This window comes from Arthrobacter sp. (assembly GCF_030540645.1).
In the GTDB taxonomy this organism is placed as follows: Bacteria; Actinomycetota; Actinomycetes; order Actinomycetales; family Micrococcaceae; genus Specibacter.
In genome coordinates, this window is the sequence record NZ_JAUNVV010000022.1 from 5,551 (window position 1) to 22,325 (window position 16,775).

Genomic DNA, 16,775 nt, shown 5'->3' on the forward strand with positions numbered 1-16,775 from the left:
AATCGCCGAAGAAGCGCTGGACCACGGCTGGATGCTGATGTTCACGGACAGGCATCCCCTTGCCGGCGGCCCCAGTCACCATGCTGCATATTTGGAGAACGCGGACGGCTTCGAAGTGGAGCTTGTTGCCACCGTGGCATGAGGCCGTGTGCAGTGGCCACGTGCGGGGCTTAGTCCGTCAGGATGATGTTCAGTGCGTGGGCCTTGCGCGCTGTGCCTGGGACGAGTTCCACAGTCCACTTCTCGGCCGCGGCCCGGCGCAGCTGCTCCGGGGTCTCAGGCGCCTTGCCACGACGGGTCAGCAGATGCCTGGCCAGTTCTCCCCGGGTGTGCTTGGCGAAGTGGGAGACCACCTTGCGAACGCCGTCGCGCTCGGTGAAGACGTTGACGGCCACGGTGCGTGCCGGATCGGGCACCCAGGCCGCGCCATAGGTGCTGGAGCGGCAATCCACCAACAGCTGGCCCTCCGTGTACGCGGCCAGTGCAGCGGCAAGCTTTGGTTTCCAGAAACTGGCCAACTTGCCGAGCCCCGGCAAACCCACCGACATCGACAGCCGGTAAGCGGGAATTCTGTCGGCAAAGCCCACAGCGCCCCAGAGCCCCGAGACAACCACGACGGCGGAATCGGCCTTGCGCTTTTGGGTCGCCGTCATGCCGTGGTAGCCCAGGGCATCAAAGAGAACGCCCGTGTAGATGCTGTGGGCGGGGGCCGCCGGTTCGTCTGCCAGACGAGTGTTGCGGTGCACTTCCTGATGCAGCGACGCACCCACACCCAGCTGGGTCAGTGCGTCCTCTTGACTGGACACGGCAGCAAGTGCGCGGGCCACATCCTGCCGGGCGCCGGTGAGTTCCGGGAAGCTCAATTCAGAAAGGTTGGCGGGGGTCCCGGTTTTGGCAGGGGTTTTTCCTTCAGAGGGGGGCAGCAAGATCAGCACCGTTTGAGCTTATCGGCATCGGGGCAGTGTAGACGCCACAGGGGCAACAAAACAGGCTTTGTATAGACCGGTCTAGTAACACAAGTCACGGAAGTAGCGAAGAGGGGTGGTTCACTGACAAACTGATGGTGGCTTGAACCAAGGGTGTTTTAGGCTAGAAGAGGTATATGACGTGACGACCGACCACGCTTCATCCAATGGCGATGCCGTCTTGGATTCATGGATCCAGCGCGAAACCATGGCGGAGGCAATGATCCCGCTCATCGGCCGCCTCTACCGTGAAAACAATGTGATTCTTTCTGTCCACGGACGCAGCCTGATCAATCAGTCAGCCGTTAGCTTGCTGAAGATCCACCGCTTCGCCCGCCACGTGGACGGGGTTCTCCTTCGCCCTGAAGAAACCCTACCCCTGTTGCAGGCGATGACCACACTGAACTTGGGTCCGGCCTCCATCAACCTGGCCAAGTTGAATCTGAAATACGCCCAAGAAGGCGCCGGACGCACCCGCGAGGAATTCCTGCGCACTGAACTGGCCGACGTCGTTGACAAGCAGGGCCAGGACGCGCCCAACGGCACCGACGTAATCCTGTATGGCTTCGGCAGGATCGGACGCCTGCTGGCCCGCATCCTCATCGAACACTCCGGCGGCGGCAAGGGCCTGCGCCTGCGTGCCATCGTGGTGCGCAAGGGCGGCGACTTCGATCTGACCAAGCGCGCCAGCCTGCTGCGCCGCGACTCCGTCCACGGTCCCTTCACCGGAACCATCACCGTCGATGAAGAGCGCAACATCATCCAGGCCAACGGCACGGCCATTCAGGTGATCTACTCCGACAGCCCGTCGACGATCGACTACACCGCGTACGGCATCCACGATGCCCTGGTGGTGGACAACACCGGCCGCTGGCGCGATGAGGAAGGCCTGTCACAGCACCTGAAGAGCAAGGGTGTTTCCCGGGTTCTGCTCACGGCTCCCGGCAAGGGTGCCTTGAAGAACGTGGTCCATGGCATCAACCATGGAACCATCGAGGACACGGACAAGATCATCACTGCCGCCTCTTGCACCACGAACGCCATCACGCCGGTGCTGAAGGTCCTGAACGACAAATACGGGATCGTGCACGGCCACGTCGAGACGGTTCACTCGTTCACAAACGATCAGAACCTGACGGACAACTTCCACAAGGGCGACCGCCGCGGCCGCTCGGCGGCACTGAACATGGTGCTCACCGAGACGGGTGCAGCCAAGGCCGTGGCCAAGGCGCTGCCGGAGCTTGAAGGCAAGCTGACCGGTAACTCCATTCGCGTACCCACGCCCAACGTGTCCATGGCGATCCTGAACCTGACACTGGAGAAGGGCACCACGAAGGACGAAGTCAACACGTACCTTCGGGACATGTCCTTGAACTCCGAACTGCGCAAGCAGATCGACTTCATCGATTCCCCCGAAGTGGTGTCCACCGACTTTGTCGGCTCGCGCCGTGCAGGGATCGTCGACGGCCTTGCCACCATCAGCACCGACAAGAACCTCGTGCTCTACGTCTGGTACGACAACGAGTTCGGCTACAGCTGCCAGGTGGTCCGGGTCATGGAGGAAATGGCGGGCGTTCACCCGCCAGAGTTCCCGGCCCTGCCGGTGCGCGTCGAAGAACCCAGCCCCGCACTGGCATAAGCCGCCAGCACCAAGGTGCCTTCCCGGCGTCGAGCATTCATGCCCGACGCCGGGAAGGCACCTTTTTGCGCCTGCCGCCTGTACACTTAGTTGCTGGATAGGGCAGCTGGGCAACCGCGCGTCGCGCAAGCGGCTCGAGGAACGTCCGGGCTCCACAGAACAGGGTGGTGGGTAACGCCCACTCGGGGTGACCCGCAGGAAAGTGCCACAGAGAATAGACCGCCGGCAGGCCGCAGGGCCGCGCAGGTAAGGGTGAAACGGTGGTGTAAGAGACCACCAGTTCCCCAGGTGACTGGGGGAGCTAGGTAAACCCCACCCGGAGCAAGGCCAGACAGGGCATGATTGAGGGCTGTTCGCCCGAGTGCCTGGGTAGGCTGCTAGAGGGCGTCGGCAACGGCGTTCGTAGATGGATGGTTGCCTCTCCGCCGCGGGCAACTGCGGCGGATGACAAAACCCGGCGTACAGGCTGCCCTATCCAACATCACAGGCCGCCTCCCGCGCTAATTCGCGCAGGAGCGGCCTGTTTTACACCCAAAATAGCTGTCTGGGCTTCGAGCGCCAATTGATACTGCAGCTGATGCCGGTGTTCGACTCTGTCACCCGCATCAGCTGCGATATGAACTGATCAGGCTCGAGGAGCGGATAGAACCCTAAGGTCTCGCAGCACTGTTCGGGCGGAGGTAATCCCGGTTTCGATGGCACCGTCGACCACGACGCCGTTCCAGCCTTTCGCCCAATCGGCGCCAGCGAAATGAAGCCGAGTTCCGGTAGAGCTGAAATGATGCCATCCGTCGGTGAACTGTTCCGAGGCAATGGTGGACCACGTTTGTCCACTCCACTTGTCGGCCACCCAGTCATGCCCCGTGGTTTCGAGAACTTCAAGGTCCGGTCGCCACCGTTGGACCAGGTCCTGCACCTGTGTGGCATCGTGCAAGTCGATCTGAGAGTGGTCCGGTCCGAACCCAACCAGGATTGTCGTGTCGTCGTCCAAGAAGTACTCACTTTTCATCATTGCCAGCGGGTTGCCCGTGGGGGCGGTTGCAATAATGTTGTGGTGGCCCTTGACCTTTATCCAGATTTTGAAGCCGGTGGAGTTCGAACCTTGAGTGACAAGCCGCTGCTGATCAGCTGAAAGCCCGGGAAAAAAGTGCAAGTGTTTCAATGCGCCCCAGGGAGCCGTGACGATTGCCGCATCACCTTCGTGAACAACTCCGTCGGCAGTTGTTAGTCTGACGCCGTCGCCACTGTGCTCGATCTCCTCCACGGCTGTGTTCAGGTGGATGGGGCAAGTCAGGTCTGCGGCAATAGCCGTGTAGATTCCGGTCATTCCCCCCTTGAGCTTGAACTTCAGCGTCTGCTCGTCGAGAAGGGAAAGGCGGTGATCGCTCAAGGCAGCCCAGTGCTTGGCCATGAGCGGGGAAGCGGAGGCGGTGTGGCCGTTGTAGCCAGCTGACCAGTATGCGTCGGCCAAGTCGATCTCTTCCTGGCTGAAGTCTCCATCGCGCAAGATATCAAGCACGCTGCCCTTGTCGGCCTCGCGGAATCGTTCGACCACCTCCGAAGGGCCCTTGTAGTCTTCCCCCAGGACGTACAGGGGCTCATGCGGGTAGGGGAAGAACTCCCGCGAATTCTCAAAGATTTTCGCCTGGGGACGGTGTAATATTTCCTCCATATCTGCTTCGGTGCCTTCCTGGACCTCCCCTCCGGTGAGCCAGTAGGCGCGCTCGTATTCAGGGCTTGGGTAAATCTCCTGGCCGTATCGAACAATCTCGGTCCAGATGAACGGCTGCATCCAATGCACCCAGGTAGCGCCAATTTCCAGTGTGTAGCCCATGCGCTCCTGAGTCCATGCGCGGCCTCCAATGCGGTCGCGTGCTTCGAAGATTTCCACCTCCACTCCGGCAGCTTGCAGCTCACGTGCGGCGACCAAGCCGGCGAAGCCGGCTCCGACGATCAGTACCTTGGCAGACATGGGGTCCTACTTTCATGGGGTGGTTTTGAATTGACGAGGGGTGTGGCGATGCGGTCTTGCCCATTGGGCCCGGCGGGCCGGTGATCTGGTGTCAGTTGGAAGTGTCCGACCCACCGCCAAAGCCGATGCCACGGTAGATCTCCGGGTGGTGCTTCTTGAGTCGCAGGCCCCAGAGGAGTCCGGCAAGACCCGGCAGGATCACCAGTGCTGGCAGTATCCATGACAGCGGGGAGAAGCCGTCCGAGCCGATCAGCACATTGAAGTTCAGTACGATCAGTACGAACACCGTACCGAGGGTCAGTGTGGCCAAGGAGGGGGCAATGACCCGGGTCCAGAGGGAATATCCGGCCGCATGTTTGCGGAAGTAGCCGATGACTGCCATTGAGATCATCACGAGCAGCAGCACCAGGCCGAAGGCGCCGGTGTTAGTCAGCCACGTGAAGAACGTCAAGACCGGGTATAGCGGGCCGAGCTCTGATCCAGCTCCGGCGATCGCGAAAATGATGAGCATGACGAGGGCCAGTGCGGACTGGGCGAGGGAACCGGCTACCGGAGCATGGCGACGGTTGACGCGGGCCAGGGACCGCGGCAGCACGCCTTCACGTCCAAGCGAGAATACGTAGCGCGCCACGGCATTGTGGAATGCGATGAGGGCGGCCAGCAGGCTGGTCACGAAGAGCACCTGGGCGATGTCGGAGAAAATGACCGCACCGTGGGCTGTGAGGAAGTTGAATGCCAGATCCGGGCCGTGCAGCTGGGCCTCGGCGATAATGTTGCTTGGCCCGGTGCCGATCATCATGGCCCAGGAGGAGAACGCGTAGAACACCGCGATGATGCCGACGGCGATGTAGGTTGCCCGTGCGATTGAGCGCTTCGGGTCCTTGGCCTCTTCGCTGTAGATCGCGGCCGACTCGAAGCCCATGAATGCCGCCATGCTGAACGCCAATGCTGCCCCCACGCTGGCAGTGAACAGATCCGTCGGTACCAGGCCCACGTTGCTGACGCCTTCCGGCTGGACGGCGAAGGAGATGACGTCGAAGACGATGACGGCCACGAATTCGCCGGCCACGAGCACACCAATTACCTTGGCCGAGAGATCGACCTTGTTCACGCCGAGCCAACCGACGATCACGAAGCCAACGAGGGCGGCAACCCACCAGGGGATGTTGGTGCTGAGTTTGTCGTTGATGAACGACGCCAGTGCGAAACCGAAAAGTCCGTAGATGCCGATCTGCATGGCGTTGTAGGAGACCAGTGCGATCCACGATGCGCCGACTCCGGTGGCTCGGCTTATGCCCTGGGCGATGTACGCGTAGAACGCCCCTGCATTGCGAATGTGAGAGCTCATGGCTGCATATCCAACGGTGAACAGTGCCACGCACACGCCCAGCGCGATGAAGGACAGCGGGACACCTAGGTTGGCGGTGACGGCGAAGTTGCTCGGCACCCCGCCTGCGACCACGGTCAGGGGTGCCGATGCGGCAATGATCATGAAGACCAGGGCCGGCACGCCCAGCGTGCGCTTGCTGAGCCCCTTGCCGGGCTCGTTGTGTGCCGTGGTGTCTGCGGCTTGAAGAGTCTGTTCGTGCGACATTAAAACCTCCAGTGGGAGAATAAGCTATGCCTTGAGTGTGTCAACGATCACAGCTTCGGGCTTGTTATTCGCTGCACCGGCATTGACTACCAGCGCAGGAGTTCCCCTGTGGCTTCGCGCCGGGCCTGCCATCACATGACAAGGGAGCCGTTGCTCGGCGTGCGGCAACGGCTCCCTAGTCATGGCTGGGCCTGCTAGCCGTTGATCACCTGGGGGACGCCGCAGGCCTTGAGGCCCTCGACGCCGAATTCGAGCCCGTATCCGGACTGCTTGGCTCCGCCGAACGGAACGCGGGGGTCGACGGCGCCATGCTTGTTGATCCACACGGTCCCGGCTTGGATGCGTGCTGCTACGCTTCGGGCGGCATCCAGGTCGGAGGACCAGACGGAGGCGCCCAATCCGACGTCGAGCCCGTTGGCCATGGCCACCGCCTCGTCGACTGTGCTGTAGCGGATGATGGGCAGGGCTGGGCCGAACTGCTCCTGCGCCACGAGCGGGTTGTCGTTGTCGATGTCCACCACGAGCGTGGTCGGGTAGAAGTAGCCGGGCTGCTCCGTGTCGGGATTTGCGCCCATCAGCACCCGCGCACCGGACTCCTTGGCTGCTTCCACCAGCCGGGACACAATGTCGTACTGTGCCTTGTTCTGCAGCGGACCCAGCACATTGGCCTCATCCAAGCCATGACCCATGGGCATGGCGGCGGCGACGGCGGCAAGTTCGTTGCAAACCTCGTCATAGATGTCCTCATGCACATAGAGGCGTTTCAGTGCCGCGCACGTCTGGCCAGTGTTGATGAACGCGCCCCAGAACAGGTCCTCGGCGATGGCCTTGGGGTCGGCGTCGGGAAGCACGATACCCGCGTCGTTGCCACCGAGCTCAAGGGTAAGCCGCTTGACGGTGCCAGCGGAGGACTTGATGATCGTCTTGCCCGTTGCCGTGGATCCGGTGAACATGATTTTTCCGATCTCGGGGTGCTCGGCCAGGCGGGCACCGACCTCCCGGCCACCGCAGACCACGGAGAGAACGCCTTCGGGAAGCTCCGAGTTCAGCACGTGAACGAGGGCCTGGACGCTCAGGGGCGTGTACTCGGAAGGCTTGAGAACCACTGCATTTCCCATGCGCAGGGCCGGGGCGAGCTGCCAGATCGAGATCATCATGGGCCAGTTCCACGGACCAATCGCACCGACGACGCCGATGGGCCGGTAATGCAATGTGGCGTGCGTAGCACCGTCGTCCACTACGGTTTCATCGGTCAACTCCGTGACGGCGGCAGTCCGCAGCCACGCAGCGCAGGCGCCGACCTCGAACCGTGCGTTGGGTCCGTTGAGCGGCTTGCCCTGCTCGCGGGAGAGTAGTTGGGCCAGTTCCTCGGCAGAGCGCTCGACGGCGTCGGCCGCCCTCAGAAGGGCGGCGCTCCGGCCTTCATGTCCCAGAGCCGCCCACGCCGGCTGTGCGGCCGTGGCTGCAGTGATGGCGCGCTCCAAGTCCGCAACGACGTGCACCGGCGCCTCGCCGACAGCTTCCCCTGTGGCGGGGTCGAAGATGGTCCGGGTTTCGCCTGTGGTCGGCGCAATCGTTGTTAGGAGGTCAGCGTACGTTTCCATGAAAACTCCACTTCGAGTTGGTAGGTGCGGTGCGTGAGGGGCGATAATGTAATGCCTCGCTGCTTCCAGTCTCAGCGAAGGCTGTCGCCTCGTCTTGTCATTGCGTGAAGGGCTGTTGACCCCTAGCGAACATGTGCGTCCTTTCCGGCCCCGCCGTGTTGGGCTCAGGTGTGGGCTGCCGACCGCCGATAGCTACTGGGCGGCTCGCCAAAGGCAGATCGAAAAATACGGCTAAAATGTGCGGCGTCCACGAAGCCCCAGCGGCCGGCAATGCTGCTGACGGAGCGGTGTGCCATCAGTGGTTCGCGCAGCTCGCGCCGGCAATTCTCCAGCCGCCGTGTGCGGATCCAGTGTGCCACCGTGGTTCCGGCTTCCTGGAAGATATTGTGCAGGTGACGGGTAGAGATGAAGTGCGCCGCTGCAACGCTTGCCGGAGACAAATCCGGGTCGGCGAGGTTGGATTCGATGAAGCCTCGGATGCGTCCCAAAAGTTCCTCGTGCGGGCGTTCTGGGCCAGCGGGTGCCCGATCCTCCAGCTCCGCAGCAAACATGGTGCTCAACAGGTCCACCGTGTTGTGGGCCAGCCGGTGCCCGCTGGCCCCGGAGAGAACGTCGAGATTTTCTGAAAGGCGGGTCATAAAGGGGCTGATCATCCGTCCCAGCCCTTGGTCGGCTGCCAGCCGCGTCGCCGTCAGCTGGCCCACGGAGCCCGCAGGCAGGTCAAGGGCATCGTGGGGGAACATCAATACCAGGGTGCGGAAGTCTGATTCGAAGGCAAGGGTGTAGGGGCGGTGGGTGTCATACACGGCAAGGTCGCCCGGGTGCAGGACTGCTTCGCGGTTGTCTTGGATCAGCAGTCCGGTGCCGGCTAATTGCAGGTTGAGTTTGAAGTAAAGCCGGTCAGCACGGCTGATGAGCGAGGGGGTGCGGTGCACGCTGTGCCCGGAAGCCGTGACCTCGATGATGGAGAGTTCGTCCAGAAGTCGGGAGCGTAGCCGACCATGAAAATGTTCCTGGTTACTGGTACGGACATGCAGTGGCACGAAGGACGCGCAGATGAGATCGTTCCAAGCGGAGAACGAATGCGCGGTTGCACTGTGGACGGCATCTACCTTCGGGGTGGCAGGTGCCGTTTTGATCATGGCAGTCATTTGATATCCCTAGTGGTGCGTTGGCCTGTGCGGCGGGATTGTGCCGACCACAGCGGTGGTCACCCGGAAGCGGAGTGACGCCCGGGCAAAACTTGGGGTGGGCACTACTTCTCAATCACTGTAGTTGCTTACGTGGTCCCTGTCACTTATTTTCAACGATGGGCGAATAAAAATTTGATTCATCAGCGGACGGTCAGTGCAACGGGATTGAGGAGCAGGAGATAGGAGTCCAGCTGAGTGCTTAATTGAGCCGCCAGGTGTTTTCCGGCAGAGGTGGCGGCGATAATTTGAGCGCCCAGAAGCATACTCATGAGTTGATTCACAATGTCCTCGTCGTGCACTCCGGCTGTGACTTCGCCACGGTCGCGCGCTTGGCGCAAGTGTCCCTCCAGTGCCGATCGCCACTGATTCATCGAGGTGTCATGCAATGCGGCTTTGGCGGGATCCGTGAGAGTTTTTTGCCAAAAGGGAATGACGATTCGTGCTTCATTGATGCGGTCCTGATCTAGCGGAAGCACTTCCTGGCAGAAAGCGCGCATCGCCTCCAGCCCGACCTTGTTGGCTACGGCGCTCGCGATCCGCTGGTTCGTTCGGCTGAAGACGTGTCCAAAGGCGAATGTGATCAGGTGGTCCTTGGTGGGGAAATAGGGTTTCAGGGCACCGTTGGCGAAGCCAGCTTCGGTGGCGATTTCGCGCATGGTGGCGCCCTCAATCCCGTGTTGGGCAATGATGCGCCACGTGGCATCGACCAGCTCAAGGCGACGTTGGTCGTGGTCAACAATTTTTGGCATTCGACGGCTCCTAACTGGATGTCTGGCCAACAGGTCTGCGGTGGTTCTATGTGTGCAGCTTGCGGGCGGAGATTCTCTACAAGCATAGACAAAAACTGGGCTGCCGGCCTTGGCAAACCCAGCTCGCTGTCAGGGCCCTGGAAATCAATTCAAACTGCAGCTGATGCGGGTGACCGGCTCGGTCACCCGCATCAGCTGCGATATGAGCGAAGAGTGCCTGGCGACACCCGCAGGAGCTGTCATCTGAATGCCGGAGGCCCTTCGGACCTGTGGATAAGTGAAATCCGGATTCCGGGACAACTCCTAGACTTGAGTACCTGAAGATACACGCACAACGATGCTCCTGGTTGCGGGATCGGGGTTGAGGATTTCCCATGGCACGGCATGCGCAGGAGGTCCATCGGCCGGGGAAGTACCCCGCGCAACACTTCACCGGTGGAGTGAATGGGAGGTCACCCAGATCGGGGCGGGCCCTGCTGCGGACTGCGGCTGTGTTACTCGTAGTGGTGCTTGTGCTGCTGGTCGGATGGCTGCACAGTTCCGGAAAATGGCCGTTTGAGCCGGAGGCAGGTCCGCCGCCGGTGTTCAGCACGTCATCGCCCGGGCTGGGACACCCAGTTGTCGCCGTAGAGTCAGGAACAGCGCTGGCACTCCTGGATACCTTGGATGTCAAGGGCAAGGCACCTCGCAACAACTATCAACGCAGCGATTTCGGTGAGGCCTGGTTGGACGCCGACGCCAACGGGTGCGACACCCGCAACGACATCCTGCGCCGTGACTTGGCCGCTCCAATCTTCACCACGGGCTCCTTGTGCCTGGTGGCGTCAGGGAACTTGGCAGAACCGTACACAGGTGAGCACCTCGAGTTCAAACGTGGCAAGGAAACCAGTGGCGCCATCCAAATTGACCATGTAGTGGCTCTCGGCAATGCCTGGCAAACAGGGGCGGCCGGGCTGACGCCGGTGCAACGTCAAAGCCTGGCCAACGATCCGCTGAACCTGCTGGCCGTGGACGGGCCGGCCAACCAGGAAAAGAGTGCTTCTGACGCCGCAAGCTGGCTGCCGTCGTCAAAGAAGTTCCGCTGCCATTATGTGGCCCGGCAAATCTCCGTCAAGGCCGCCTACCGCTTGTGGGTGACCCCGGCAGAGAAGACGGCCATGAAGAACGTGCTGGGCCGGTGTCCACAGCAGGCCGCGCTCGCTTCCGGCTACCGGAGCTAAGCAACCTGAAACGGTCCAGGCCGGGACACGCCAGCGGCTGAAAACCTAGTCGCGCTGGGTGCCGATCTCTTCCAGTGGCAGTTCCGGGTGGTTCTTTTGAACCCTGCGCATGGCCCAAATGTCGTTGAACAATGCCAGGAACTCGCCGTCGCTGCGCTCAAGCACCTCAGCACCATGGACGGCGCTCAGCGTGGCGGTTGCCTCCGACGTCGTCAATCTGGCGAGGGAGTACGGCAGACGTTCCAAACGCATGGGGGCATTGAAATCGTGGTGCATGCGGTCCTCGACCACTTCGAACTGCATGGGGCCGACGGCGGCGAGCACCGGGGCCTGGTCCCCGCGCAGATCCGAGCGCAGCACCTGGATGACGCCCTCGTGCTCGAGCTGTTCGATGCCGCGGCGGAACTGCTTGTACTTGCTCGGGTCCTTGGAGCGGGCCACCTGGAAGTGTTCCGGGGCGAAGAGCGGGATGGCGGGGTATTCCACGGACTCTTCCACGAACAGGGTGTCTCCCACGCGGAGGCTGGAGGCATTTACCAGACCGACGACGTCGCCCGGGAAAGCCGTGTCAATGACTTCGCGCTCCCGCCCAAAGACCTGCTGCGCGTACTTGGTGGCGAAGGACTTCCCCGTGCGGGTCTGGGTGACCACCATGCCGCGCTCAAACATGCCTGAGCAGACGCGGATGAACGCCACGTGGTCGCGGTGGGCCTGGTTCATGCCGGCCTGGACCTTGAAGACAAAACCGGAGAACGGCGCATCCACAGCGCGTGGGGTGCCGGTGACATCATTGCGGGGCGAGGCCGGTGGGGCAAAATCAACCAGCGTGTCCAAAATCTGCTTCACACCGAAGTTCAGTGCCGCAGAGGAGAACAGCAGGGGAGTGGCCTTGCCGGCGTAAAATGCATCCATGTCCAAGGGGGCATCGGCGTCAACGAGCAAACTGGCTTCATCGGTGGAATCAGTCCAGGCATCGCCCTCGGACTTCGCTGCCGCCTCGGGAGTCATGTACTCGGTCAAGGCGATCTGCGCGCCGGAGCTGTTGCGGGCAAACTTGGCAAACTCGTTGCGGCGGATGTCCCAAACGCCGCGGAAGTCCCCGGCGATGCCGATCGCCCACGTCAGCGGCATGGGCGTCAGCCCGGTGCGCTCAGTGATTTCATCCATCAGCTCCAGCGGATCCAGGCCCGGGCGGTCCCACTTGTTGATCACGGTGATGATGGGGAGGTTGCGTTGGCGGCACACCTCAAAGAGTTTCATGGTCTGTGTTTCCAGGCCCTTGCCCGCATCCACAAGCATGACGGCGCAGTCAACTGCTGCCAGCACGCGGTACGTATCTTCGGAGAAGTCGGCGTGCCCGGGGGTGTCCAGCAGGTTGATGACAGTGTCGCGGTACGAGAACTGCAATGCCGCGGAGCTGATGGAGATTCCGCGGTCCTTTTCCATCTGCTGCCAGTCGGAAATGGTGTCCCTGCGGTTTGACTTTCCGTTGGTGGCCCCGGCTGTGCCAATCACCTTTGCATGCAGCGCCAACGCTTCAGTCAGCGTGGACTTGCCCGCATCGGGGTGCGAAATAACGGCAAAGGTTCTGCGCCGTTGCGCTTGACCGGTGATTTCGGTGGCGCGGGCGGGGGACTGGGCCGGAGAGGACACAAGACTACTTTCTAGCGGTGAAAAGGACGAACAGGTAGGAGCAGGACACCAACCATCAAGTTTACCGCAGCGACAGATACCCGTGGCCCAGCTGCCAAGCACCTCCGGCATCGATGCGTTCCAGGACAACCCGTTGCAGCGCCGTCGTGCGTGGCAGTGCCTCAAGGTGGTCCATGTTGCGGGTGCGGAACGTGAAGTAGATGGCGTCGGAAGGTTCGGTGCGGGGTTCACCGTACGGGGTAAAACGGGCTGCGAACGTGGCAATGTTGGAGGAGGGCTCCAGGTGTTCGGCCAGATAGGGATCCAGCAGCCAGGACTCGCAATTGGCTGTGGCAACAGGGTGCTCTGGGAAATGTTCGGCAAAGAACGGCGCAGCAAGGGCAAGACTCTCGCTGACGGCTGCGGGGGCAAGCCCGCCACCTTCAGGAATGTGGACGCCCACAATCCACTCACCGGAAGCCACACCCGGGATGGCCGCCGTTGGCTGGTGGATCAGGTATTGCAGGCGGCCGAGCTGGTAAATACGGCCCGCAAACAAGTGGTTCAGCCACTTGTACGTGTCCATGCCGAAACGGAGATGGACACGGCGGTTGATGGCCATGTTCCGGCCAACATCGGCCAGGGTTGCCCGGGTGACCGCCTCCGGTATATACCGTTCCGCGTGCCAGGCAATGACCTCGGGTGCAAAGCGCAGCATGGCACTAATCCAGTGCAGCTCGCCCACGGGGAGCCCAGTTGTCTCCAGCTGCGGCAGGGATGTATCAGCGCTGCCCAGCCTTGAAGACAAATGTCCCAGTACCTTTACCACCGCCGGGGAGGGCGAACCCTCCAGCAAGGCAAGGCAGTCCGCGTGATCCTGCGGGTCAATGCCCAAGTATTCAAGGGTTATTTCGGGGCTCAAAGTGGTGCGTGGGGTCATTGGGCCAGTTTAGCGAAGCTGCGTGCCAGAACCTGCGCAGCGTTGGAACACAGTGGTGCGCAGTGTTAGGACCTGCGCGTCATTGCGGGACAACGGCACGCAGGTCCAGCGGCCACGATCAGGGCTTGCGGGCCTTGGGCTTCTTGACGAACAGCGTCTCGGCTTGTTCCAGGGACATGCCATTGGTTTCCGGGATCTTGAACATCACGAAGAAGAATGACGCCGTAGCGATCACGGCGTACATCCCATAGGTCAGTGGCAGTGAAACCGACGCCATGACCGGGAAGCTGAGGGTGACAAGGAAGTTGGCAATCCACTGCGCGGCGGCGGCCAGGCCCAGGGCCCGGGCGCGGATGCGGGCAGGGAAGATCTCTCCGAGCAAAACCCAGACAAGGGGTCCCCACGAGGCCCCGAAGCAGATGACGAAAATGTTGGCGGCGACCAGCGCAGTGGGAGCCCAGGCCCCGGGCAGGCTGATGTCGGCACCTGTTCCCGTGGCCGAGGAGAACGCCAAGGCCATGGTTCCCAGCGAAAGTGCCATGCCGATGGATCCGGTCAAGAGGATGGGCCGGCGCCCGATCCTGTCCACCAGGGCAATGGCGACGAGAGTGACAAGGACGTTCACCAGCGCCGTCACGACGGAGATGGCCAGTGAGTCCTTCTCCTGGAATCCAACTGCCTGCCACAGCGTGGAGGAGTAGAAGAAAATGACGTTGATGCCCACAAACTGCTGCAGCATGGACAGGATGATGCCGATCCAGACCACGGGCATGAAGCCAAAGCGGCTACCGCGCAACGATCCCTTCCTGGCGGAAAAGGAATCCTCCTTGGCAGCGGCCTTGATCTCCCGGATGATGCGCTCCTGGTCTTCACCTGGGGCGATGGTTTTGAAAAGTTCCGCCGCCTGCTCTTCCTTGCCTTGCTGAACCAGGAAGCGCGGGGACTCGGGGAGTGCCAGGGCAACGGCGTAGTACACGATGGCCGGTACCACGCCGATCAGGAACATCCACCGCCAGGCAGCCAAGCCAAACCAGAGTTCCTGCGCAGCCCCCGAGGCGGCGTTGGCGAACAGCGCGTCGGAGAGCAGCGCTGCAAAGATGCCGATGGTGATGGCCAACTGCTGCAGGGAGGCCAGTCGGCCGCGGTGCCTGCGCGGTGAAATTTCGGAGATGTACGCCGGTGCTATGACGGAGGCAAGGCCGATGCCAATACCACCGACAAACCGCCACACGATGAGGTCTGCCACGCTGAAGGCGAACCCGGTGCCGAGGGCGCTGACCAGGAACAGGATGCCGCCCAGCTTCATGACGGGGATGTGACCCTTGGCCTCCGCGAGCTTGCCTGCGATCCAGGCGCCGAGGGCGCAGCCCAAAAGTGCGACGGCGACGGTGAAGCCCGTGAGTGCATCGCCAAGTTTGAACTGGCCTTGGATTGCGTCGACGGCTCCGTTGACCACCGAGGCGTCAAAACCGAAGAGGAACCCACCCACCGCCCCAGCCACGGCCAGCCCCACCACTTTGCGGGGAATTCCAGGATTTCTCGAAGGGTGAGTGGTGGTTGATTTCAGCGTTGTCTTGCTGGCCATGCTGCCCCTTTGCGGCCGCAACAGGGAGGGCGCGGCCGGTGTTGAAAGACTGGTGGGTGAATTTCCCCAGTGGCCAAGATACGCCCGGCCGGGCCGCCTCAAGGCACTATTCACCCCACAGCAACGCGTGAGAAAAGACTCATGCGAGGTAGCTCACGCAAGGGGGAAACGAGAATGCGGGTCAGTGGCCGAACGGATCGGGGTCGACCCCGGGCATCCACGTCAAACCTGAAACTCCCCAGCCGTTGCTCTTTGCTGCCCGCTTGGCCTTCTTTGCGTAGCGGGCATTGAGGCGGTCAACATAGAGCTTGCCGTCGAGGTGGTCGTTTTCGTGCTGCATGCAGCGGGCAAACCAGCCGCTTGCCTCAAAATCCAGTGGGTTGCCGTCCACGTCAAAGCCGCGCACACGGACCCAATCGGCCCGCTTCAGCGGAAAGTCGATTCCGGGAACCGAGAGGCAGCCTTCAACCTCGTCGTCGGGGTCCGGGGCGTTGCCGGAGATCTTACCCACCGTCAGCGTGGGGTTGACCAGAACGCCGCGGGGAGGGACGCCGTCGTCGTTCTCCATCTTGTAAGTGAAAATGCGCAGACCCACGCCAATCTGCGGAGCGGCCAGACCCACACCATTGGCGGCGTCCATGGTGTCGAACATGTCAGCGACCAACGACTTCAGGTCCTCATCGAAGGCCTTGACCTCATCAGCGCGGCGGTGAAGCACAGGCTCACCCAAAATGGTCACGGGGCGGATCGTCATGACGGCTTCCTTTTCAGGCTGGAATACTTTTTACGTTTTGCACATGCTGACAATGAAAAACACCCCGATCAAATGACCGGGGTGTTTCGTGATTCCACGGGAACCACACAAGGGGTGAGATACGGGGGTTGAACCCGCGACCTCCTGGACCACAACCAGGCGCTCTGCCAACTGAGCTAATCCCACCATGTCCGCCGCAAAACAGCTTTCATCTTTGCAGATGTCCGCTGCGCTTGTGGCAACGACGACTAGTCTACCTGATCAAAAATGGTGTCAAGACCAAAATCAGATCTTCTGGCAAAAATGTGAGCTAGATCGCTTATGAGCAGTGGAAATTCCTTGATAGATCAAGGAATGCGCTGCTAGAACTTGGCTGCAATCTTCTTGGCAGTGGCGGAACTGGGGCCTGGCGGCGGCACAAAAACGGCTTCTCGGTAGTACTTGAGCTCGTTGATGCTGTCCTTGATATCGCCCAGCGCCCTGTGGCCGCCAGTCTTGGCCGGCGACTGGAAGTAGGCGCGGGCAAACCAGCGGCGGGAGAGCTCCTTGATGGTGGAAACATCGATGACCCGGTAGTGGAGGTGCTCCACCAACTCTGGCATGTCGCGGCTCAGGAACACCTTGTCGGTGCCGATCGAGTTGCCAGCCAGCGGGGCCTTGCCAGCAACGGGCACGTACTTTTTGATGTAGTCGAGCACCTGGGCCTGGGCGTCTTCCATGGTGGTTCCGCCGGCCAGTTCATCCAGCAGCTTCGAGGAGGTGTGCATGTCGCGAACAAAGTCACCCATCTGGGCCAGCGACTCGTCGCTGGGCTTGATGACGACGTCGACCCCCTCACCCAAAATATTCAACTCTGAATCCGTGACGAGCGCCGCGACCTCGATCAGGGCGTCATTGACGGCATCCAGGCCGGTCATCTCACAGTCAA

13 protein-coding genes, 1 tRNA gene and 1 other RNA gene are annotated in these 16,775 nt (G+C 61.5%); 3 read left to right on the forward strand and 12 right to left on the reverse strand.

Going from position 1 to position 16,775, the window contains the following annotated elements; translation table 11 throughout:
* Positions 1-170 precede the first annotated feature (170 nt).
* On the reverse strand, positions 171-935 hold the full coding sequence (locus Q4P21_RS06225) for a YaaA family protein (RefSeq protein ID WP_303387937.1): 765 nt from the start codon (positions 933-935) through the stop codon (positions 171-173).
* A 172-nt stretch (positions 936-1,107) separates the two neighbouring features.
* Here Q4P21_RS06225 and Q4P21_RS06230 point away from each other — a divergent pair, with 172 nt between their 5' ends.
* Together Q4P21_RS06230 and rnpB are read left to right on the forward strand one after the other, a co-directional pair.
* Positions 1,108-2,604 carry a glyceraldehyde-3-phosphate dehydrogenase gene (locus Q4P21_RS06230; RefSeq protein WP_303387938.1) on the forward strand — a complete coding sequence of 499 codons (1,497 nt, stop codon included), beginning with the start codon at positions 1,108-1,110 and terminating at the stop codon, positions 2,602-2,604.
* A 98-nt stretch (positions 2,605-2,702) separates the two neighbouring features.
* Positions 2,703-3,082: RNase P RNA component class A (rnpB, locus tag Q4P21_RS06235), an RNA gene on the forward strand.
* A 147-nt stretch (positions 3,083-3,229) separates the two neighbouring features.
* On the opposite strand, the gene Q4P21_RS06240 is transcribed toward rnpB, so the two are convergent.
* The 5 genes from Q4P21_RS06240 to Q4P21_RS06260 form a co-directional block, all read right to left on the reverse strand.
* The gene (locus Q4P21_RS06240) at positions 3,230-4,576 is read right to left on the reverse strand and encodes an NAD(P)/FAD-dependent oxidoreductase (protein WP_303387939.1); all 1,347 of its coding nucleotides are present in this window, start codon (positions 4,574-4,576) and stop codon (positions 3,230-3,232) included.
* A 91-nt stretch (positions 4,577-4,667) separates the two neighbouring features.
* A complete protein-coding gene (locus tag Q4P21_RS06245) occupies positions 4,668-6,170 on the reverse strand; it encodes an APC family permease (RefSeq protein WP_303387940.1) in 1,503 nt (500 codons plus the stop codon).
* A 194-nt stretch (positions 6,171-6,364) separates the two neighbouring features.
* Positions 6,365-7,774 carry an aldehyde dehydrogenase family protein gene (locus Q4P21_RS06250; protein WP_303387941.1) on the reverse strand — a complete coding sequence of 470 codons (1,410 nt, stop codon included), beginning with the start codon at positions 7,772-7,774 and terminating at the stop codon, positions 6,365-6,367.
* Between the two features lie 164 nt (positions 7,775-7,938).
* Positions 7,939-8,916 (reverse strand): helix-turn-helix domain-containing protein, encoded by a 978-nt coding sequence (locus tag Q4P21_RS06255; RefSeq protein ID WP_303387970.1) that lies wholly within the window; start codon positions 8,914-8,916, stop codon positions 7,939-7,941.
* Positions 8,917-9,107: 191 nt separating this feature from the next.
* Complete coding sequence (locus Q4P21_RS06260) at positions 9,108-9,716, reverse strand: TetR/AcrR family transcriptional regulator (RefSeq protein ID WP_303387942.1); 609 nt, start codon at positions 9,714-9,716, stop codon at positions 9,108-9,110.
* A 491-nt stretch (positions 9,717-10,207) separates the two neighbouring features.
* On the opposite strand from Q4P21_RS06260, the gene Q4P21_RS06265 reads away from it, so the two are divergent.
* Positions 10,208-10,936: an HNH endonuclease family protein gene (locus Q4P21_RS06265; protein WP_303387943.1), complete on the forward strand. Its 729-nt coding sequence runs from the start codon at positions 10,208-10,210 to the stop codon at positions 10,934-10,936.
* Positions 10,937-10,981: 45 nt separating this feature from the next.
* On the opposite strand, the gene Q4P21_RS06270 is transcribed toward Q4P21_RS06265, so the two are convergent.
* The 6 genes from Q4P21_RS06270 to orn all read right to left on the reverse strand — a co-directional run bounded on the left by Q4P21_RS06270 (position 10,982) and on the right by orn (position 16,764).
* On the reverse strand, positions 10,982-12,589 hold the full coding sequence (locus Q4P21_RS06270) for a peptide chain release factor 3 (RefSeq protein WP_303387944.1): 1,608 nt from the start codon (positions 12,587-12,589) through the stop codon (positions 10,982-10,984).
* A gap of 61 nt (positions 12,590-12,650) precedes the next feature.
* Complete coding sequence (locus Q4P21_RS06275; protein WP_303387945.1) at positions 12,651-13,508, reverse strand: acyltransferase domain-containing protein; 858 nt, start codon at positions 13,506-13,508, stop codon at positions 12,651-12,653.
* A 118-nt stretch (positions 13,509-13,626) separates the two neighbouring features.
* Positions 13,627-15,093: a sugar porter family MFS transporter gene (locus Q4P21_RS06280; RefSeq protein WP_303387946.1), complete on the reverse strand. Its 1,467-nt coding sequence runs from the start codon at positions 15,091-15,093 to the stop codon at positions 13,627-13,629.
* A 181-nt stretch (positions 15,094-15,274) separates the two neighbouring features.
* The gene (def, locus tag Q4P21_RS06285) at positions 15,275-15,847 is read right to left on the reverse strand and encodes a peptide deformylase (RefSeq protein WP_303387947.1); all 573 of its coding nucleotides are present in this window, start codon (positions 15,845-15,847) and stop codon (positions 15,275-15,277) included.
* Between the two features lie 113 nt (positions 15,848-15,960).
* Positions 15,961-16,033, reverse strand: a tRNA-His gene (locus tag Q4P21_RS06290).
* Between the two features lie 176 nt (positions 16,034-16,209).
* Positions 16,210-16,764, reverse strand: a complete 555-nt coding sequence (orn, locus tag Q4P21_RS06295; RefSeq protein WP_303387971.1) for an oligoribonuclease — start codon at positions 16,762-16,764, stop codon at positions 16,210-16,212.
* Positions 16,765-16,775: the final 11 nt, after the last annotated feature.